At 40.3% G+C, this 19,826-nt stretch carries 20 protein-coding genes; 7 read left to right on the forward strand and 13 right to left on the reverse strand.

All coding sequences use genetic code 11. From position 1 onward, the window contains the following. Positions 1-223: 223 nt before the first annotated feature. Positions 224-1,078 carry a polysaccharide deacetylase family protein gene (locus JNO66_RS06520; protein ID WP_203087373.1) on the reverse strand — a complete coding sequence of 285 codons (855 nt, stop codon included), beginning with the start codon at positions 1,076-1,078 and terminating at the stop codon, positions 224-226. 305 nt (positions 1,079-1,383) lie between these two features. Between JNO66_RS06520 and JNO66_RS06525 the strand changes: the two genes are divergently transcribed. After that, positions 1,384-3,000 carry a BCCT family transporter gene (locus JNO66_RS06525; RefSeq protein ID WP_203087374.1) on the forward strand — a complete coding sequence of 539 codons (1,617 nt, stop codon included), beginning with the start codon at positions 1,384-1,386 and terminating at the stop codon, positions 2,998-3,000. Positions 3,001-3,145: 145 nt separating this feature from the next. Continuing rightward, complete coding sequence (locus JNO66_RS06530) at positions 3,146-3,553, forward strand: hypothetical protein (protein WP_203087375.1); 408 nt, start codon at positions 3,146-3,148, stop codon at positions 3,551-3,553. Positions 3,554-3,800: 247 nt separating this feature from the next. Here the strand turns inward: JNO66_RS06530 and lpdA are convergent, their stop codons facing one another. The 5 genes from lpdA to JNO66_RS06555 form a co-directional block, all read right to left on the reverse strand. Then, positions 3,801-5,207, reverse strand: coding sequence for a dihydrolipoyl dehydrogenase (gene lpdA / locus JNO66_RS06535; RefSeq protein WP_203087376.1), 1,407 nt, complete (start codon positions 5,205-5,207; stop codon positions 3,801-3,803). A 4-nt stretch (positions 5,208-5,211) separates the two neighbouring features. Then, entirely contained in the window at positions 5,212-6,489 is a 1,278-nt protein-coding gene (locus JNO66_RS06540; protein ID WP_203087377.1) for a dihydrolipoamide acetyltransferase family protein, read from the reverse strand. Positions 6,490-6,639: 150 nt separating this feature from the next. Beyond that, positions 6,640-7,617, reverse strand: a complete 978-nt coding sequence (locus JNO66_RS06545) for an alpha-ketoacid dehydrogenase subunit beta (protein ID WP_203087378.1) — start codon at positions 7,615-7,617, stop codon at positions 6,640-6,642. 3 nt (positions 7,618-7,620) lie between these two features. Then, complete coding sequence (pdhA, locus tag JNO66_RS06550) at positions 7,621-8,706, reverse strand: pyruvate dehydrogenase (acetyl-transferring) E1 component subunit alpha (RefSeq protein ID WP_203087379.1); 1,086 nt, start codon at positions 8,704-8,706, stop codon at positions 7,621-7,623. 402 nt (positions 8,707-9,108) lie between these two features. Next, positions 9,109-9,759, reverse strand: a complete 651-nt coding sequence (locus JNO66_RS06555; protein WP_203087380.1) for a YkyA family protein — start codon at positions 9,757-9,759, stop codon at positions 9,109-9,111. A gap of 171 nt (positions 9,760-9,930) precedes the next feature. Between JNO66_RS06555 and JNO66_RS06560 the strand changes: the two genes are divergently transcribed. The 4 genes from JNO66_RS06560 to rnjA all read left to right on the forward strand — a co-directional run bounded on the left by JNO66_RS06560 (position 9,931) and on the right by rnjA (position 13,006). Then, positions 9,931-10,110, forward strand: a complete 180-nt coding sequence (locus JNO66_RS06560; protein ID WP_203087381.1) for a YjcZ family sporulation protein — start codon at positions 9,931-9,933, stop codon at positions 10,108-10,110. Between the two features lie 115 nt (positions 10,111-10,225). Next, positions 10,226-10,768 (forward strand): peptide deformylase, encoded by a 543-nt coding sequence (gene def / locus JNO66_RS06565; RefSeq protein ID WP_203087382.1) that lies wholly within the window; start codon positions 10,226-10,228, stop codon positions 10,766-10,768. A 354-nt stretch (positions 10,769-11,122) separates the two neighbouring features. Next, positions 11,123-11,335: a DNA-dependent RNA polymerase subunit epsilon gene (locus JNO66_RS06570; protein ID WP_203087383.1), complete on the forward strand. Its 213-nt coding sequence runs from the start codon at positions 11,123-11,125 to the stop codon at positions 11,333-11,335. Between the two features lie 3 nt (positions 11,336-11,338). Further along, positions 11,339-13,006, forward strand: a complete 1,668-nt coding sequence (gene rnjA, locus JNO66_RS06575; RefSeq protein ID WP_203087384.1) for a ribonuclease J1 — start codon at positions 11,339-11,341, stop codon at positions 13,004-13,006. A gap of 44 nt (positions 13,007-13,050) precedes the next feature. Here the strand turns inward: rnjA and JNO66_RS06580 are convergent, their stop codons facing one another. Next, positions 13,051-13,503: a TlpA disulfide reductase family protein gene (locus tag JNO66_RS06580; RefSeq protein ID WP_203087385.1), complete on the reverse strand. Its 453-nt coding sequence runs from the start codon at positions 13,501-13,503 to the stop codon at positions 13,051-13,053. Positions 13,504-13,582: 79 nt separating this feature from the next. Then, the gene (locus tag JNO66_RS06585; protein ID WP_203087386.1) at positions 13,583-14,128 is read right to left on the reverse strand and encodes a peroxiredoxin; all 546 of its coding nucleotides are present in this window, start codon (positions 14,126-14,128) and stop codon (positions 13,583-13,585) included. Between the two features lie 305 nt (positions 14,129-14,433). Here JNO66_RS06585 and JNO66_RS06590 point away from each other — a divergent pair, with 305 nt between their 5' ends. Beyond that, positions 14,434-15,261: a mechanosensitive ion channel family protein gene (locus tag JNO66_RS06590; RefSeq protein WP_203087387.1), complete on the forward strand. Its 828-nt coding sequence runs from the start codon at positions 14,434-14,436 to the stop codon at positions 15,259-15,261. A gap of 49 nt (positions 15,262-15,310) precedes the next feature. Here JNO66_RS06590 and JNO66_RS06595 read toward each other — a convergent pair whose 3' ends face one another. The 5 genes from JNO66_RS06595 to JNO66_RS06615 form a co-directional block, all read right to left on the reverse strand. Then, entirely contained in the window at positions 15,311-15,565 is a 255-nt protein-coding gene (locus tag JNO66_RS06595) for a YkuS family protein (RefSeq protein ID WP_203087388.1), read from the reverse strand. Between the two features lie 117 nt (positions 15,566-15,682). Beyond that, the gene (locus JNO66_RS06600; RefSeq protein WP_203087389.1) at positions 15,683-16,816 is read right to left on the reverse strand and encodes an N-acetyldiaminopimelate deacetylase; all 1,134 of its coding nucleotides are present in this window, start codon (positions 16,814-16,816) and stop codon (positions 15,683-15,685) included. Continuing rightward, a complete protein-coding gene (locus tag JNO66_RS06605) occupies positions 16,813-18,012 on the reverse strand; it encodes an aspartate aminotransferase family protein (RefSeq protein WP_203087390.1) in 1,200 nt (399 codons plus the stop codon). Before JNO66_RS06605 ends, JNO66_RS06600 begins: the two co-directional genes overlap by 4 nt. Before the next feature lie 83 nt (positions 18,013-18,095). Beyond that, positions 18,096-18,812, reverse strand: a complete 717-nt coding sequence (gene dapD / locus JNO66_RS06610) for a 2,3,4,5-tetrahydropyridine-2,6-dicarboxylate N-acetyltransferase (protein ID WP_203087391.1) — start codon at positions 18,810-18,812, stop codon at positions 18,096-18,098. Positions 18,813-18,885: 73 nt separating this feature from the next. Then, entirely contained in the window at positions 18,886-19,782 is an 897-nt protein-coding gene (locus tag JNO66_RS06615; protein ID WP_203087392.1) for an AEC family transporter, read from the reverse strand. Positions 19,783-19,826 lie beyond the last annotated feature (44 nt).

A 19,826-nucleotide genomic window follows, 5' to 3' on the forward strand; every position in this document is an offset into this window, starting at 1 on the left:
ATAGCAATATATCCGCTATAGGTGAATCCTTCGCACCCACAAGAACGGCCTCAGCCCCTTTCGCGGAAAAGCGCCGCTACAGTGTCTTCACCGCGTTCTGTTCCGTAGGAGTCTCAGGTTCTCCTTCCGCTCGATTCATAAAGAACGAATGGCGAATGATTCGCTCACTGAATCATTCGCCATTTTCTCGTTTATTTTAAGTTATGTCCCACTTTCTTTTTTGTTATTTAATCGCATGCGGATCTACAAAGTCATAGCCCTTGTCTCTTAGTCCATCTACAATATCTGATAGGGCTTCATTGGTCCAGTCCCGATCATGCATAAGCAGGTTTGCTCCATTTTGGACAAACTCATTATTCACCATAATATCTGCTAGTGCATCTGCCGTTTGATAATCTGATTCCCAGTCGTACCCGTACGTCCAGTTCATTAACGTCATTCCTTCTTCAGCAACTAGTTCTCTCGAATAGTCTGTATTTGAGCCAAAAGGAGCTCTAAAGAAACGAGGTCGTTCCCCGATGATTTCTTCTACTTGATCACTCACACTTACAATTTCTTCACGCTGCTCTTCCTCACTAATGGCCTTTAAATCAGGATGAGTGGCTGTATGGTTTCCTATCTCAAAGCCCATGCTATGTATTTCTTTTAATTTTTCTTTTTCTTCATCCGTATGTAGAAAGTGACCATTTACAAAAAAGATTGCCGGAACATTTTTTTCTTTAAGTGTTTTTGCCATTTCAACTGCATGCTTATCTGGTGCATCATCAATCGTTAGCAGCACAACCTCAGCGTCTGCTTCATCAATTGGTTCAACCGTCCAAATCACATCATTGATTCTATATTCCTTTTCAACCTCTTCTGACTCTTGTTCTTGCTCATCAACTTCTTGATCCTCTGATTCATCAGTCTCTACTTCAGCGGTTTCTTCGTTCTCTTCATCTGCTAATTCCGTATTCGTCTCATCATTCTGCTCCTGACCCGAAGACTCTTCGGTCTCATCAACTTGCTGATTTGCTTGAGTTTGACAAGCAGCAAGCATGAGAACACATACTGAACTTAAAAGCATTGTTCGTTTCATCTTAGTCTTCCCCTCCAGTTTTCCATTTAAGATGGAAGTAATCTTAACAAAAAATTCCTTATTCCGACAAGTATTCGCAGTACGATTCATTATTGTTACACACTTTAGAATTGATTTTGAGAAAAAAAGAAATAATAAGATTCGACATCACTCATAACAATTCGTCAAAAATGTTTAGCATGGACGATTTGGTGGTAAATAACAGTCTGATTAGTCCATTTTTGCTCATATGTTCGGTTTGTACTTATTTCACAAGTATGATAGCGTAGGGAACGTTGCACATCTTTCAAAGGGGAGAAAAGAATTTGAAAAAAACAACATCGGTATTTACAATCTCAATAATTATCGCATTAGCTTTTATTCTATGGGGGGTTGTCTTCCCTAATAACCTAGATCATGTTACTGCCCTTATACAAGGATTTTTAACAAATCAATTAGGTTGGTTTTATTTACTGGCTGCAACGGCGTTCGTTGCATTTAGTATCTATTTAATCTTTAGCCCGTACGGCAGAATTAAGTTAGGAAAACCAGATGAGAAACCACAATACAGCTTCCTAACATGGTTTGCCTTTCTATTTACTGCAGGTATGGGAATTGGACTTGTATTCTGGGGAGCAGCTGAACCAATTAGCCATTTTCACACTCCATTCAGAGCGGATCCAGATACAAATCAAGCGGCCGCTGAAGCAATTCAGTATTCAATGTTTCACTGGGGGATTCATCCTTGGGCCATCTATTCTGTTGTTGCACTATGCCTTGCTTATTTTCAATTTCGTAAGGATGAGCCTGCCATTTTTAGTTCTACACTCAGACCAATTGCAGGAAACAGAGTAGACGGTGGATTAGGTACGACAATTAACGTGTTTGTTGTTATTGCAACGATTTTTGGTGTAGCAACTTCACTTGGATTCGGTGCCGCGCAGATATCCGGAGGGTTAGGATTTTTATTCCCTGCCATCACTAATATGAACCCGACACTCCTGAACTTAATTGTTATTATTGTCGTTACCATCTTGTTTAGTGTCTCTGCAATAAGCGGAATTGACAAAGGCATTCGATACTTAAGTAATCTAAATGTATATCTTGCGATTGCTCTTATGTTATTCATACTCTTCGCTGGTTCTACCGCTTATATGATGGGTGTTTTTACACAAGGTATTGGTAACTATCTGCAAAATTTCATTAACATGAGTTTTTCATTAGATATTTATGATTCAGAAAACACATGGATCCAAGATTGGACATTATTTTATTGGGCATGGTGGATTTCATGGTCACCGTTTGTTGGATCGTTTATTGCTCGTGTTTCAAGAGGACGTACGATTAGAGAGTTCGTTATTGGTGTTATTGCCGTTCCAGCTTTATTTGGTGCATTATGGTTCTCTGTGTTCGGTGGAGCTGCCATTCAGCTTGAACGTCTAGGTAGTAACTTCGGTGACATGATTACGTCATCTGGAGAAGAAGTGGCTCTATTTGCTTTACTTGAACAATTTCCATTAACAATGTTCGTTTCAATTGTTGCATTAATTCTTATCGCTTCATTTTTTGTGACGTCTGCAGATTCAGCTACGGTTGTTTTAGGGATGCAAACGACAAATGGCATGTTAAACCCTCCCAATATTGTTAAATTAGTATGGGGCTTAATTATCTCAGGAACAGCAGCCGTTCTTCTAACATCTGAACAGGGATTAACAGCACTTCAAACGACAGCTATTATTGGAGCCTTCCCTTTCACCTTTATCATGATCCTAATGGTTATTGCACTCATGAAATCACTTGGAGAAGAAAAACCATTACTTGCTCAAGATAAAGAAAGACTACGTCAAGAACGTGCAAGATTAAAAAGTGAACAAAATAAATTAAAAGAAGAAAAAGAAAAGTTTAGAAAAGCTAAAATTGATAGCTTAAAAAATAAAAAATAAATAAAGAAAGCCGAGAATTTTAACAAATTCTCGGCTTTCTTCTTACTATCTATTTCTATTTCATTACAATTATGTTACCTAGCCTCTTATTTCAATAAATCATGATAAACTTAACAAAAGTGATGGATCGGAAGGGCGTGAGTGTGTGAATAGATGGCTATATCTCATTTGTACCGTAGCATTATTGTTTCTGACAAGCTGTATTGCTGCGTCAACCTCTGCCTCGAACCCTATTGAAGAAGCTGATGATGATACTCCAGTAGCCTTGTTATTCTCCGATGCTGATAACCCAGAGAAAGAACAAGAAACCATTTATTATGATGCACTTATTGAATTATCTAGTAGTCACCCTGATGAAATGCCTCAGCTCGTTATTGTTGACTCCTCCGAACAGGATAAAATTCAATACTTCGATATTGATCAATTTCCAACCATTTTGTGTTTAGACGGTGATGATGTCTCTCTAAGAATAGAAGGTACAAATAAGAAGGAAGAGATTCTAATGTTATTATCTAATCTCCTTGAATTGAATTTAAAACTTGGACAAGTTTAAGTGTTTGGTGTGCACTTCTATATATTATTTTTAAAAGGCCGTGTAGTGAGAATCTACTAGGTCTTTTTTATTTGCTTCTACTCTCATAGTTTTCATCATTCACCTAAAAGCACAAATGGGATTCTGAAGATCGTTTAACCGGTTTTGTGATGTTTATCTGACCATAACGTTAAAACGCTCTGAATGCCCACCAGTGTCCATACGAGAGAAATCAAAAAAGCCTCCCATATATGGGAGGCTTTTCTACTTACATGATATGAATTGGAGAACCTAGAGCAACTTCTGCTGCTTCCATTGTGATTTCACCAAGTGTTGGATGCGCATGAATAGTAAGAGCGATATCTTCCGCTGTCATACCAGTTTCAATTGCAAGTCCTAGCTCAGCAATCACATCAGATGCATTCACACCAGCAACCTGAGCCCCAATTAGAAGGCCATCTTCTTTACGAGTGATTAGCTTCATGAAGCCTTCAGTGTCGTTAAGAGAAAGAGCACGTCCATTTGCAGCATATGGGAATTTAGATGCTTTAACATCATAACCCGCTTCTTTTGCTTCTGCTTCAGTATAACCAACTGTAGCTAACTCTGGATCAGAGAAGCATACGGCTGGAATTCCTAGGTAGTCAATTTCAGACTTTTCACCTGCGATTACTTCAGCTGCCACTTTACCTTCGTAAGAAGCCTTGTGTGCAAGAGCTGGTCCTTCAACGATATCACCAATTGCATAGATGTTCTTAACGCTTGTACGAGTTTGCTTGTCGATTTTGATAAGACCACGATCAGTCATTTCAATACCGATTGCTTCAAGTCCAAGCTCATCTGTGTTTGCCTTACGTCCAACTGTTACTAGTAGGTAATCAGCTTCAATTGCTTGCTCTTCCCCACCAACTTCAGCTTTAACTGTTACGCCATCAGCAGACTCATCAACACCAAGTGCTTTTGCATCAGTGTGGATCGTCACATTGTTCTTTTTCAAGCGTTTCTCAACAAGCTTGGCCATTTGTTTTTCAAATCCAGGAAGAATTTGTTTCGCCCCTTCAATGATTGTTACTTCAGAACCAAGGTTAGAGTAAGCACCTGCAAGCTCAACTCCGATGTATCCTCCACCAATTACAACAAGCTTTTTAGGTACTTCTTTAAGAGCTAGTGCACCAGTAGAACTGATTACACGATCAGTAAACTTAAACGCTGGAAGTTCAATCGGGCTAGAACCTGTAGCGATGATGCAGTTTTTGAACTTGTACGTAGTCGCACTGTTTTCATCTGCAACTTTTACTGTATCTTCAGAAGAGAAGTAAGCTTCTCCTTGAACGTAATCAATTTTGTTTCCTTTGAAAAGTCCTTGAACTCCACCTGTTAATTTATTAACAACAGATGATTTCCATTCTTGTACTTTATCGAAGTTTACTGAAACATTTTCAGCTACAATTCCAATATCATCAGAATGCTTAGCAGTGTGGAACTTATGACCAGCAGAGATAAGAGCTTTAGAAGGGATACACCCAACGTTTAAGCAAACTCCTCCGATTGTCGCTTTCTCTACTACTGTTACTTTTTGTCCTAACTGCGCTGCACGAATTGCTGCAACGTATCCCCCTGGACCTGAACCAATAACTAGTGTGTCTACTTCGTTAGCGAAATCTCCTACAACCATTTGTTTAACCCTCCATTAAAAGTAATTGCGGATCGTTTAACAAGCGTTTTACGTGATTAACTGCGTTTTGTGCTGTTACTCCATCAATTAGACGGTGGTCATAACTGAATGAAAGTGCAAGCATTGTTGCAACAACGATTTCCCCGTTTTTCACTACAGCTTTGTCTTCAATACGACCAATACCAAGGATAGCAACCTCAGGGTGGTTAATAACTGGAGTAAACCATTGACCACGAGCTGAACCAAGGTTAGAAATCGTAATTGATCCACCTTTCATCTCAGCACCAGAAAGTTTACCATCACGAGCTTTTACAGCTAGATCGTTAATATCATCAGCTAGCTCATAGATAGACTTACGATCAGCGTTCTTCACAACTGGTACAACAAGTCCTTGCTCTGTATCAGCAGCAATACCGATGTTGAAGTACTTTTTGTATACAATTTCTTGTGCTTCATCATCAATTGAAGCGTTAAGAGCTGGATACTTTTTGATTGCTGATGTTAATGCTTTAACAACATAAGGAAGGTACGTTAACTTCGTTCCTTGCTCAGCTGCTTGCTCTTTGTACTGCTTACGGTGCGCAACAAGATTTGTTACTTCAATCTCATCCAAATGCGTTACGTGTGGTGCAGTGTGTTTAGAGTTAACCATTGCTTTAGCAATTGCTTTACGGATTCCTTTAAGTGGAACACGCTCTTCAAGCTCTTCAGATGAAGCAGCTGGAGCAGATGTAGATGCAGAAGAAGTTGTTTTCTCTTCTTTAGCTTCTGTTTGGTTCTCAGAAGACGGTTGGTCTCCAGATAGATACGCATCAATGTCTTCTTTAACAACTCGTCCGTTTTTACCAGAACCACTAACTGCTTGGATCTTAACGTCTTTCTCACGAGCGTATTTACGTACAGAAGGCATAGCGATCACACGGCTGTCATCGCTCGCATCTTCAGATTGAGCTTCTTTAGAAGGTGCTTCAGACTTTTCTTCTTTCGCCTCTTCTTTTGGAGCTTCCTCTTTTGCTTCTTCTTTAGCAGGCTCAGCATCACCAGAACCATCATCAATTGTTAGGATAACATCTCCTACAACACTAACTGTTCCTTCTTCAACCTTAACCTCAATTACCTTACCGTCAACCGGAGATGGAAGTTCAACTACAGATTTGTCGTTTTGAACTTCCAGAAGGATATCATCCTCTTTAACTTCGTCTCCTGCTTTAACAAACCACTTTACGATTTCACCTTCGTGGATACCTTCTCCCACTTCAGGAAGTTTATATTCATATGCCAAGCTTAAGCGCCTCCTTCATTATACCTTGATTTCACCTTGCTTAAAAGGAAAGAACGACACCTTGTGACAGTTTCGGACATGATTTGAACACACCTAAGCCTAGCCACACGGTTTCGTTTCCTTTTTTGTTTAGAGCTTTAACTCTTTATATTAGAAGTTAATAACTTCTTTTGCTTTTTCAACGATATCTTTGTGGTTTGGTAACCAAAGATCCTCAGCTGTAGCAAATGCGTAAACTGTATCAGGTGCAGTTACACGAAGAACTGGCGCTTCTAATGAAAGAATTGCACGCTCTGTAATCTCAGAAACAACATTCGCAGCAATACCAGCTTGCTTTTGTGCTTCTTGAACAACAATCGCACGGTTTGTTTTCTCAACAGATGCAATCACTGTTTCAACATCAAACGGGCTAATTGTCATTAAATCGATTACTTCGGCTTCAATTCCTTCTTCAGCAAGCTCTTCAGCTGCTTTAAGAGAAGCTTGTACCATTGCACCATAAGCAACGATTGTAATGTCTTTACCTTCGCGCTTAATGTCTGCTTTTCCAAGCTCGATTGTGTACTCTTCCTCAGGAACCTCTTGACGGAACGAGCGGTAAAGCTTCATGTGCTCAAGGAATACAACTGGATCGTTATCACGAATAGCAGAGATGATTAATCCTTTTGCATCGTATGGATTAGAAGGAATAACCACTTTTAGACCAGGCGTTTGAGCCATTAGACCCTCTAAAGAATCAGCGTGCATTTCAGGTGTTTTTACACCGCCACCAAATGGTGAACGAATTGTAATTGGCATTGTTTGCTTTCCACCTGAACGGTAACGCCAGCGAGACATTTGACCAGCAACAGAATCAAATACTTCAAATACGAATCCGAAGAATTGGATTTCCATAACTGGGCGGTGATCTGTTAGTGCAAGACCGATTGCTAAACCACCAATACCAGACTCAGCAAGTGGTGTATCAAATACACGATCCTCACCAAATTCTTTTTGAAGATTTTCAGTTACACGGAATACTCCACCGTTGTTCCCTACGTCTTCACCAAAAACAAGTACATCTTCATTTGTTTTAAGCTCATTACGAAGACCATCCGTAATTGCTTGAGCCATTGTCCAATTACCCATGACTTAGTTCGACTCCTTTGCCGTAAATTCTTCCAATTGCTCACGAATATTAACAGGAGCTTCTTCAAACATATTGTTAAGCATTCCAGTCACCTTCATCTTAGGTTCTTGGTCCGCTTTTTTGATTGCTTCTTTAATTTCTTCTTTAGCTTTTTCTGTTACTTCGTTTTCTTGCTCTTCGCTCCAAAGCTTTTTCGCTTCAAGGAATTTGCGGAAACGAATAAGTGGATCTTTTTTCGCCCACTCATCATCTTCTTCTGAAGTACGGTAGCGAGTTGGGTCATCCCCTGCCATCGTATGAGCACCGTAACGATAAGTTAACGTTTCAATTAATGTTGGACCTTCACCAGCAAGCGCACGCTTACGAGCTTCTGAAGTAGCTGCGTATACAGCTAAAACGTCCATTCCGTCTACTTGAATTCCTTCAATACCAGCAGCAACAGCTTTTTGTGCAATTGTTTTTGCAGCTGATTGTTTCTCAACTGGAACAGAGATTGCAAAACGGTTGTTTTGAACGACGAATACTGCAGGTGCATTGTAAGCTCCCGCAAAGTTCATTCCTTCATAGAAATCCCCTTGAGATGCTCCACCGTCACCAGTGTATGTGATACAGATGTTTTCTTTTTTCTTACGTTTAAGTCCAAGTGCAACACCAGCAGTTTGAATGATTTGAGCTCCGATAATGATTTGTGGAACAGCAACATTCAAGCCATCTGGAAATTCACTTCCAGCAACATGTCCACGAGACCATAGGAACGCTTGATAAAGCGGAAGACCGTGGAATACAAGTTGAGGAATATCCCGGTAACCAGGAAGAATCCAATCTTCTTTATCTAATGCAAAATGTGAACCAAGCATAGATGCTTCTTGTCCAGCCATTGGTGCATAGAAACCAAGACGCCCTTGACGGTTAAGTGCAATAGCACGTTGATCCCAAATACGCGTATAAACCATACGACGCATTAACTCCTGTAATTGTTCATCGCTTAAATCAGGCATTGCTGATTCATTAACGACTTCGCCTTCCTCATTTAGAATTTGGAAGGTTTCAAATTGCTCTTCTACTTGCTCAATGGTTTTTGTACCCAATTTGTCCACCTCATCCTTTCATATTCAACGTTCGCGACCGTCTAACTTTATTGTTGTGCAAGAACATACAAAGTTCACTCAGTTAGGATACCCAATGTCTAGCTATCCATAACCTGAATCATTCATATTGAAACGTAATTGTATCTGTTGTTGCACATTAGAAATTATGACAATTGCGAGCTAAGAACAACATAAACTTAGAGTATAACTGTATTAGTTGTATTTAAAAAATACTGATACACTCTGTTACTTCATCTAGTCTACATTACCAGTGTTAATTCAGTCAATTCTTTTGTTTTATCAGAATGATTACGTGTGTCTCTTTACTCAAAAACTGTTAAAAAGATGCATCTGTGTTATACAGCACATCTTTTTATACTGGTACAGTTTTGTTGAATTGTATTAGTCAAACGTCACATTCAGATCAGCAGACTCATAAAACGCTCGTTTGGCTTGGTTGTATGTATCCGTTTGTTGGTTAAATTGGTCTGTTGCTTCTTTTAATTCATCATACTTACTGTTTACTTGGTCAATGTGATCCTCGAGCTCTTCAACATTTAAATCCTCTTGTGCAAGCAGCTCATATAAGGTCTGATCAAGGTCAAGTGACTCTGCGTACAAATCGTGTAAGGAGTTGTAGCTTTCATATCGTTGTTCTATCGCCTCATGAACCTCTTGTGCATGTGCTTTTGCTTCTTCGTTCTCAATGCTTTCAATTTCAGCTTCTGCTTTTGTCGCCTCTTCGTACCCTGCCTCAATTCCATTTTTCTCTTCAGCTAAAAAGTCTCGCCTCTGATCAACAGATGAAATCAATTGGTCTGTTAGCGAAACAATTTGATCATACTCATCCATCCCAAGCTCAATAACCTCTTCATACCATTGTTGTTCCTGTTCTTCCGCCTCTTGCAAGGATGATTGATTTTCTGTATAAGCAGATTCTTCTTCAACGCCGGCTTCTAGATGATCATATACTGTTTTTTCTGGGTTTGAGTTACATGCAGCAAGCATCGCCCCTAATGAAATCACAGAGAATAGTCCCACAAGTTTCTTCATATTGTTACTCCTCCTCATTCAACATCTTTTAAAGTGTGACACACTTCGAGAAAGTCCGTCAATTAAAATAAGGGCAGAGATTCTGGGCATTCGTCCAGCCACATTTATTGTCTGTGCATATGGTATGAGTGAATCGTCTATTAGGCGATATAACAAAGGAGGGTTTTACAAATGGGATACGGATATGGTGGACATTGTCACGAGTGTTATGATCCTTGTGGATACGGATATGGTGGGCCAGTAGGCGGATACGGTTATGAAAAAGGTGGAAACGGTTTTGCTTTAATCGTTGTTTTATTCATCTTATTAATTATCGTTGGAGCTTGCGGGCTTGGTGGAGGCTACAAATAATTTAGTTAGACTATAAGGGGATCTCCTCCCCTTATTACATAGATTTTTTCGTTAATCCTTGCTATTTGCCCGACTTCTTTTTAAAGTATAGCTAGAGATTAAAGGAGTGAATGACATGTTAACCATGAAAGACATCGTGCGTGAGGGGGACCCAGTCTTACGAAAAGTAGCTGAGCCTGTTGCCCTCCCCCCTTCTAAAGAGGATATTGATACATTAAATGAAATGCTTGATTACTTAGTCAACAGTCAGGATCCTGAGTTAGCTGAGAAATATGATCTTCGTCCTGGAATCGGTATTGCAGCACCTCAAATTGGCATCTCAAAGCGAATGTTTGCCCTTCATTTAATTGATGAATGGGATAATGAATATAGTCTAGGATTAATAAACCCTCGTATTATTAGTCATTCTGTTGAAGAAACAGAGCTCGAAAACGGTGAAGGATGCTTGTCTGTTGATCGTCCAATAGAAGGATTAGTACCTCGTTATGCGAGAATTACAGTGAAGGCAACGACAATAGAAGGCGAAGAAATCAAAATGCGTTTAAAAGGTATTGCTGCCATTGCCTTTCAACACGAGCTTGATCATTTAAATGGCATTATGTTTTATGATCGAATTGAAGGATATAAAGATTCCTTAAAAGTAGATATAACGAAATAAAGAGTAAAAGACGAGGAGAGAACCCTCGTCTTTTTGTTTTCATTAAGAAAAAATTACCTGCAAGATTTGGTCGGCAGCCTCGCATACTAGTAATAAAATTATTTATTCGTGTATGAACTTGGAAAGGAGCCTAAACCATGTTACGTAAATTAAAACAAAAACTTATAAAAAGCTGCAAAAACTTATTACCGAAAAGTCGTCTTCTTGAGGTTTAAATGCCTGTTTTACTGAGAAAACTGGGTGATAAAGAGAAAACGAACGTGAATTTAATTTCGCTTTCTAGAAAAGAATCAATGAAATAAACAGGGCATTGCTTTATAATGGGTGTTAAACAATGTCTAAGGAGAGGTAAGTATGAGTATATTTAAAGTATTTTTTCAAGAATCACCAACGGAGGTTCCTGTTCGTGAATGGACGCAAACTGTCTATGTAGAGGGCGAGTCGGAAGCAGACGTTCGTAAAAAGCTAGTTGATCGCAAGTATAATATTGAATTTGTAACAAAACTCTCTGGTGCTCATCTTGAATATGAGCAAGCAAACGAAGATTTTCAAACGGAGAACGTGTAATTAATGAAGCAAACTAAAAACAACCAAACAGCCGTATTTGCTTTAGGTGGTTTGGGTGAAATCGGTAAAAACACCTATGCCGTTCAATTTCAGGACGAGATTATTTTAATAGATGCCGGAATTATGTTTCCAGAGGACGAACTTCTTGGTATTGATTATGTGATTCCTGATTATACGTACCTTGTTAAGAATGAAGATAAAATTAAAGGCCTATTTATCACACATGGTCATGAGGACCACATTGGTGGAGTACCTTACTTATTAAAGGCCGTGAATGTACCGATCTATGGTGGAAAGCTGGCTCTTGGTCTGCTTAAAGGGAAACTTGAAGAACATGGTCTTCTTCGTTCGGCAAAGCTCCATGAAATTCAAGAAGAAGATGTGATTAAATTTACAAAAACATCTGTTTCCTTCTTCCGAACAACTCATAGTATTCCAGATGCCTACGGAATTGTTGTAAAAACGCCTCCTGGCAATGTTGTACATACGGGTGACTTTAAGTTTGATTTCACTCCAGTAGGAGAACCTGCTAACTTAACAAAGATGGCTAAGATCGGTGAAGATGGTGTTCTTTGCTTGCTTTCTGATAGTACGAATAGTGAGATTCCTGAGTTCACAATGTCTGAACGTAAGGTTGGAGAAAGCATTGATGGAGTCTTTCGTAAGGTGGAAGGACGTATTATCTTTGCTACCTTCGCATCAAACATTCATCGCCTTCAACAAGTCATTGAATCTGCTGTGGTGCACGGTAGAAAAGTAGCTGTTTTTGGTCGCAGTATGGAATCAGCAATTAATATTGGACAAGACCTTGGGTATATCAATGCACCTAAGAGCACATTCATTGATTATTCTCAGCTGAATAAGTTACCTGATAGTCAGGTTGTTATTCTTTGTACGGGGAGTCAAGGTGAACCAATGGCCGCACTTTCTCGTATTGCCTTTGGTACGCACCGTCAGATTCAAATTATTCCTGGTGATACGGTAGTTTTCTCTTCTTCTCCTATCCCGGGTAATACTTTAAGTGTGAGTAAAACAATTAATCAGTTATATCGCGCAGGTGCCAATGTCATTCATGGTCCACTAAGTGATATTCATACATCTGGACACGGTGGACAAGAAGAACAAAAGCTGATGCTTCGTCTCATGAAACCGAAGTACTTCCTTCCAATTCACGGAGAGTACCGGATGCTTAAAATGCACAGTAAGCTTGCACAGGACTGCGGCGTTGCAGCAGAAAATTGCTTTATTATGGACAATGGTGATGTACTTGCCTTGCACCCAGATGAAGCGGGTATCTCAGGTAAGGTTCCTTCAGGTTCTGTCTATGTGGATGGAAACGGAATCGGCGACATCGGGAACATCGTTCTTCGAGACCGACGTATTCTATCTGAGGAAGGTCTTGTCATTATCGTTGTTAGCTTAAACATGAAGGAATTCAAAGTGACGGCTGGACCTGATCTTATTTCTCGTGGCTTCGTTTACATGCGTGAATCGAGTGATTTAATATATGAAGCGCAAAAGCTTTTAGCGAAACACTTGGATACCATTATGGAGCGTAAAACGACGCAATGGTCTGAAATTAAGAATGAACTAGCCGACACACTCGGACCATTCTTGTATGAAAGAACAAAACGTAAACCGATGATCCTACCAATCATCATGGAAGTATAATAAAAAAGAAGCAATCATCTCGGATGATTGCTTCTTTTTTCGTTCTATTCTTTTATACCTAATACGCGATTTACACGCTTTGTCAGCATCTTCATTCCGCCGCCACCCGCTTGGAAATGGCGTAGCTGTCCTTCTTCATCAAATACATAATAAGAAGGTACATACTCATTTTCAAAGGCATCTGTTAGCTTATGCTCACTATCAACATAGATCGGCTGATCAATGTTGTGCTCCGCTGCTACCTTTTTAATTTCTTCAAGATCTAAATCTTTTTCTGAACGTGGCATGTGTACAGCAACCACATTTAATTGATCTTTATACGTGTCTCGAAACTCATTCACATTTGGCATTGCTTCTTTACATAAACCACAGCTGATAGACCAAAAATGAATCAATGTCGGTTTGGATCCGACTAAATCTCCCTTTGTTACTTCACCATTTAACCATTCTGTTGCCCCGTCTAATGCAGGCATTTGCGAACGTAGTTTTAAAGCCATTTGACATCTCCCTTTCTATTTATGTAAACGAAAAGGCCTAACAGCAATTGGCTAGACCTTTTCATACAACTCAATTTTCTTATAGAGTTGCTTGTCCTGGCTTCCAGTTTGCTGGGCAAAGTCCACCAGTTTGAAGTGCTTGAAGTACACGAAGTGTCTCATCAACATCGCGACCGATGTCGTTGTGATTCACTACAGCATATTTTAATTCGCCTTCTGGATCAATAATGAACAATCCGCGTAAAGCGATACCTTCATCTTCAATTAACACTCCGTACTCACGAGAGATCGCGTGATTTGTATCAGCTGCAAGAGAGTAGTTCAAGTCACCTAGACCATTCTCATCGCGAGACGTGTTAATCCATGCTTTGTGTGTGTGGATCGTATCTGTTGAAACCCCAACGATTACAGCATCAAGATCTTCAAATTCATCATTACGATCACTTAGTGACGTAATTTCCGTTGGACATACAAATGTGAAATCCATTGGATAGAAGAATAAAACCGTCCACTTATCGTTTTTCATGTTTTCTTCAAGACTTACTCGTCCAAATTCTTTGTTCGGGAATACAGCCTCCATATCAAATCGAGGTGCTTGTTTACCTACCATACGTTTATCAGACATACTAATTCCTCCTTCAAGTGAATCAATGCATTTTTACCTTAGTTATTATAAAAGAGCCACATTTTTTAGTCAATGTTATGTAAGAATAAATGTAAAGTAGTGATCTCTTTTATGACAAGTCCTAAGATGTAGTTTACCCAGTAAATGTTTGAATAAACGACACTGTTCACCATAAGTATACTTCTTTTTTAACGAGTAAGGAAATGATACGTCTCCTACCTCTTCATTTGAGATTCTCATGGGCCTATGCTAGGATTTAAGACGATATCATTTATTGCTGATAGTGTAGGAGCTGATGAAGAAAAATGAGTAATTGGTTAGACGAACTAAATGTAGGAGCACTACTTGAGAGTGGAATTCTGCTAATTGGTCAATTAGTACTGGCGTTTATCGCCTTTTATGTAGCAAGAGCCATTGGCCGCAAGGTGATTTCACAGACATTTGCTAAGATGAAAGATCAACGAAATATTTCTGCAGGAAGAAGCCACACGTTGGAAAAACTGACCCATAATATTCTTTCATACGTGCTAATCTTTATTTTAGTCACGTTTATTGCTGAGATGTTTGGTTTGTCACCAGGTGCGCTGATTGCCGGAGCCGGTGTTGTTGGGCTAGCAATTGGCTTTGGGGCACAAGGTCTAGTCAGTGACGTTGTAACAGGATTTTTCTTATTACTTGAAAAGCAAGTAGATGTAGGTGATTATGTCACGATTGCGGGTCTAGACGGGGTGGTTGAAGAAGTCGGTTTGCGAACAACCCAAGTGCGTGGATTCGACGGAACCTTATCATTTATTCCGAACCGAAACATTACAGATGTTCATAACCATTCACGTGGAAATATGCGGGCACTAGTAGATGTTAGTGTGCCATTTGAGGATGATATGGATACAACGATTAAGCTTATCCAAGAAGCATGTCTCGATCTTGGAGAGGTAAAAGAGTTTATTAAAGAAGGACCCGATGTCTTAGGTGTGGAAGACTTAACTTCTTCCCTTGTCACCATTCGAGTGATTGCTAAAACTGAAAACATGCACCAATGGACAGTCGAACGACGTATTCGCCAAGCTATTAAGCAAGCGATGGAAAAAAAGAAGCAGCTAGACGAAGCTGAATCAACAAATGACGAAGAATAGTTTTAAAAAACCAGGTGAAGCAATTTCACCTGGTTTTTTTGCGTACAGATTAATGCGTTTGGTTGTTTAATGTATGTTCTACTCGTTGGCAAACATCCATAGCAGACATCCCATCTGCATTAATGACTGTTCCATTTGTCACATGATCTTGAATCCCCATTACATTCTGATCTAAGCCAGAAATAACACAACAGTCACAAGAGTTTGCATCACTCTCTTGCTTAAGTGAAACCACATCGTACCCTTTAGATGCAAGTTCTTCACTTACAGCTGTTAACGATTGTTCAACGCCAATACGCGCCATATCTATTTCCTCCCTTTAGATAAAGTTCGTGCGTAGCTAGGTTGCCCTAGTACCTATTGATTATGCATAATGCTTCATCTTAGGAGCCAAGAAAATAGTACAACTAATAACGTCGCTTTATGCTTGTTCCATCTTCCACGTAAAGTACTCAATCAGGTGAGAGACAGCTATTTGGATAGCAGCCTCGTCTGGCAGCAGGCGTGCATCATGGAGTCCATATGGGCTATTAACCCCTAACCAGAACATAAATCCAGGAATCTGCTCAAGAAAGTAGCCAAAGTCCTCTCCAGTCATAGCTGCTGGCGCTTCAATAAAGTCGACGTTAGGACTTTGTGAGGCGAAGCTCATGTATTCCTTCGTGAGCGTGGAATCATTCGCCACCTGACAGTAATTACTTCCATAGTCGATGGTCAGCTCGCATTCAAAAGCAGCCTCAATTCCCTTAGCGATTGCCTCAATCCGACGTTTTATTTCGATCATTGATTCAATAGACAAGCTTCGAATCGTTCCTTCCACTCTTGCTGACTCGGCTATGATATTCTGCTTCGTCCCACCTTGTATCACACCAATTGTCACTACCCCTGAATCGAGCGGATCAATATTCCGGGCAACAATGGTTTGTAGCTGTGTGACAAAATGGCTAGCTGCCACTACCATATCTCGGGCCGTATGTGGATAGGCTGCATGTCCACCTTTTCCTTTTAGATCGATAAACAGCTCGGACGTATTAGCAAAAAGTAATCCCTCACGTGTTGAGACCGTTCCTACCGGAAGCTCTGGTGCGATATGCAAGGCAACCATTTGGTCCGGCCAAACGTCTTTTAGCACCTGTTCATCAAGCATCGGTTTTGCACCACCTGGCCCCTCTTCCGCTGGTTGAAACACAAATACTAGATGATCTTTTGGCTGGTTTGACGAAAAGTGAGAAAGCACTCCTAAGGCAATGGTCATATGAAAGTCATGCCCACACGCATGCATCATGTTCTCGTGCTCTGAAGCAAATATCTCAATACCTGAACGTTCAGCAATTGGCAATCCGTCCATATCTGCTCGATAAGCAAGGGTTTGCTGCGGATCCGACCCTTGTATATAAACAAGGACTCCTGTACGCCAAAGTTTAATCTTCCAATATTCCTGCGCCATCGGTTCAAGTATTTCTAAAATAAGTTGCTGTGTTTTAAACTCGTTAAACCCGATTTCTGGGATCTGGTGAAAACGGCGTCTTATAGCGATTAATTCTTCAGTTTTCATTCATTCACCTCTTGTAAAACTTCATTAAACAGGTTTAGAAAATAATGGATCTGCTCATCACTTACAATGAGAGGAGGCAATAACCGGATGATCGTTTGTTGTGTAACATCTACAAGCATCCCTCTCTCGAGAAGCTTGTGCTGAATCAGCTTGACCGATTTCGGCTCAAGCTTCGTGACCACACCAATCATCATTCCTAATCCACGAATAGACTCGATCTTATCTGCATGTTCTTTCTTTAAACCGTCAAGGCCATCGAGTAGTATCTTAGACGCACGTTTTCCAGCAGCAAGCACACCATCATCAAGAAGCAGCTTGAGTACCGTATTTCCTAGAGCCGAACTAAGTGGAGATGGTGCAAAGGTTGTCCCATGATCCCCAGGCTTAAATAAGTCCTTATGTGCCTCTTTTACAATGATGCCACCTAGTGGAAGTCCTCCTCCGATTCCTTTTGCAAAAAGCACTACATCCGGTTGAACTGCTGTATGCTGGTATGCAAAAAGCTCGCCTGTCCGACCAATTCCCGTTTGGATTTCATCCATGCAGAAGAGCACACCATACGTTTCACATAACGCTGCCGCTTGCTCAATATACGAGGCTTCTAGAGGAAGAACTCCTCCAGATCCCAAAACAGGCTCCATTAAGAGCGCGGCTGGTTTCTGTTCGCGTAAGATCGTTTCAAGAGCTTCTAAGTCATGTGGCTCTACATCATAAACAGGGAAATCACTTACAGGAAAGTCCTGATAGACGCCAGGCTGTCTCGTTAATTTTAATGCACCAAGCGTACGACCGTGAAAGCTTTTCTTCAGAACAACAATTCCGTCTCTTTGTTCCTGTGTTTTTGTCCATTTATGAATAAGCTTTACGACAGCTTCTGTCGCTTCAGCACCTGAATTTGTATAAAAAACACGACCTGGAAACGTCTCTTGGATCAGTCGTTCAGCAAGCTCAACCGCCGGCTTGTTCACATACAGGTTTGAGATATGAAGAAACTTTTCTCCCTGATCTCGTAGAGTCTGAACAATGTCGGGATGCGAATGTCCTAAGATATTCACGGCAAGGCCGGTTATGAAATCAAGATAACGCTTCCCGTCCTCATCGATTAATTCAGCACCCTCCCCTCGCTCGATAACTAAAGGCAGTCTACCATATGTATTCATAAGTGCCTGATGGTTCCGCTCGTTCCAATCTGACATGCAATCACTCCTCATTTGAATCGAATACAGAAAAACCTTGTCACCTGTACTGGCGACAAGGCTTCTCCCTATCTACATTTCTATTAGTCGTTTAAACGACGTAGCTCTTGTTTAATTTCTGTTTTGCCTTTTGTTTTTTCGTCGATTTCTTTGATCACGCGTGCTGGTGTTCCAGCAACTACTGTGTTAGACGGAACGTCTTCTGTAACGATAGCTCCAGCAGCAACAACGGCTCCCTTACCTACTGTTACGCCTTCAAGAACCACAACGTTTGCACCAATCACAACATCGTCCTCTACGATAACAGGCTTAGCCGAAGGTGGCTCAATTACACCAGCAAGAACAGATCCAGCACCAACGTGGCAGTTCTTACCAACTGTTGCACGTCCACCAAGAACAGCGTTCATGTCGATCATTGTTCCTTCACCGATTACAGCTCCGATGTTGATGCTTGCGCCCATCATGATAACCGCACCTTTTCCAATTTCCACTTGATCACGGATAATCGCACCTGGCTCAATACGCGCTTCAATTCCTTTAAGATCTAGAAGTGGAATTGCAGAATGACGACGATCGTTTTCAACTACGTAGTCTTCAATCTTTGCTTGATTTTCTTGAAGTACTGCGTTGATTTCGTCCCACTCACCAAAAACGACCCCAGTTTGTCCATTTATAAAGGATTTTGTATCCCCACCAAAAGAAATCCCTTCAAGATTTCCTTTTATATGTACTTTAACAGGTGTTTTCTTTTTACTTTCAGAGATAAACTTGATAATTTCGTTTGCATCCATTTGATTCATGACTTTTCCTCCTAGCAGTTACGTTCAGTATACTCACAATCATAAAGATTTCCCTCCAAAAATGCAACGCTTATCATCCAAGGATCATAATTAAGATCGTAATCGTTGGAATACTGATAAGGGTAGTGATTAAGGTTACACTTGAAACAAGCTTTGGCTGCGCTTGAAATTGGACAGCATACATCACAATCGTTGCGGCTGATGGCATCGCAGCAGAAACAATAAGTACTTTACCAAGTAATGGGTCAAGTGGCATGAGTGAAACTAGCACCCAGGCAAGAACTGGTGAGATGAACATACGCAGGATCACGCTAAATGTAATATTCGCCCAGTCAAAATTCCCCCACTTGATCATTGCAAGCTGCATGCCTAAAATAACCATAACCATCGGGATCGCTGCATCTGATATCAGATCAACGGTTCCAAACAAGTTGTCAGGTATTTTCACTTGAGTAAAATTCAGAATGAGAGCAAGGATCGCGGCATAAGAAGCAGGCATTTTCGCAACAGACTTCATCGCTGTTCGAATACCAGCTTTTCCTTTAACAGCATAATAGACACCAAAGAAATTCATTAAGATAGATTGAAGGACCATAGCAGAGATAGCAAATTGAAAACCAGCTTCCCCGTACGCAAATAAAATAATAGGCGTACCATAGTTTCCGGTGTTCATAAATGCCGTCGATAAGATGAGTGCATTTTCCGTGGATAGATCAATCTTTCGAATCTTCGTATAGATCTTACACATAAAAATGATGAGAAACATTAACACAAATGAGAAGAGAACCATATAACTATATTGGCTATTTAGCTCGGTTTCATAAAAGGTCTTAAATACAAGACAAGGCGTCATGACATAGATTGCCATGGTGGAGATCGGACGAATATCAACCTTTGCTACTCGTTGAAGAATGTATCCAATCATAAAAATTAAAATGACAGGTAAAACCACTTGAATAAATATTGTCAAAACAAAAGAACTCCTTTTCACGTTTCTGCCGTGTCAGTATATCA

Origin of the sequence: Alkalicoccobacillus gibsonii (genome assembly GCF_016798245.1) — a bacterium.
GTDB classification, from domain to species: domain Bacteria; phylum Bacillota; class Bacilli; order Bacillales; family Bacillaceae_D; genus Alkalicoccobacillus; species Alkalicoccobacillus gibsonii.

Bases quoted from the DNA above. Each gene is read 5' to 3' on its own strand.
- JNO66_RS06520 (WP_203087373.1), bottom strand. From the start codon at position 1,078: ATGAAACGAACAATGCTTTTAAGTTCAGTATGTGTTCTCATGCTTGCT.
- lpdA (WP_203087376.1), bottom strand. From the start codon at position 5,207: ATGGTTGTAGGAGATTTCGCTAACGAAGTAGACACACTAGTTATTGGT.
- JNO66_RS06545 (WP_203087378.1), bottom strand. From the start codon at position 7,617: ATGGGTAATTGGACAATGGCTCAAGCAATTACGGATGGTCTTCGTAAT.
- JNO66_RS06555 (WP_203087380.1), bottom strand. From the start codon at position 9,759: ATGAAGAAACTTGTGGGACTATTCTCTGTGATTTCATTAGGGGCGATG.
- JNO66_RS06560 (WP_203087381.1), top strand. From the start codon at position 9,931: ATGGGATACGGATATGGTGGACATTGTCACGAGTGTTATGATCCTTGT.
- def (WP_203087382.1), top strand. From the start codon at position 10,226: ATGTTAACCATGAAAGACATCGTGCGTGAGGGGGACCCAGTCTTACGA.
- JNO66_RS06570 (WP_203087383.1), top strand. From the start codon at position 11,123: ATGAGTATATTTAAAGTATTTTTTCAAGAATCACCAACGGAGGTTCCT.
- rnjA (WP_203087384.1), top strand. From the start codon at position 11,339: ATGAAGCAAACTAAAAACAACCAAACAGCCGTATTTGCTTTAGGTGGT.
- JNO66_RS06580 (WP_203087385.1), bottom strand. From the start codon at position 13,503: ATGGCTTTAAAACTACGTTCGCAAATGCCTGCATTAGACGGGGCAACA.
- JNO66_RS06585 (WP_203087386.1), bottom strand. From the start codon at position 14,128: ATGTCTGATAAACGTATGGTAGGTAAACAAGCACCTCGATTTGATATG.
- JNO66_RS06590 (WP_203087387.1), top strand. From the start codon at position 14,434: ATGAGTAATTGGTTAGACGAACTAAATGTAGGAGCACTACTTGAGAGT.
- JNO66_RS06595 (WP_203087388.1), bottom strand. From the start codon at position 15,565: ATGGCGCGTATTGGCGTTGAACAATCGTTAACAGCTGTAAGTGAAGAA.
- JNO66_RS06600 (WP_203087389.1), bottom strand. From the start codon at position 16,816: ATGAAAACTGAAGAATTAATCGCTATAAGACGCCGTTTTCACCAGATC.
- JNO66_RS06605 (WP_203087390.1), bottom strand. From the start codon at position 18,012: ATGTCAGATTGGAACGAGCGGAACCATCAGGCACTTATGAATACATAT.
- dapD (WP_203087391.1), bottom strand. From the start codon at position 18,812: ATGAATCAAATGGATGCAAACGAAATTATCAAGTTTATCTCTGAAAGT.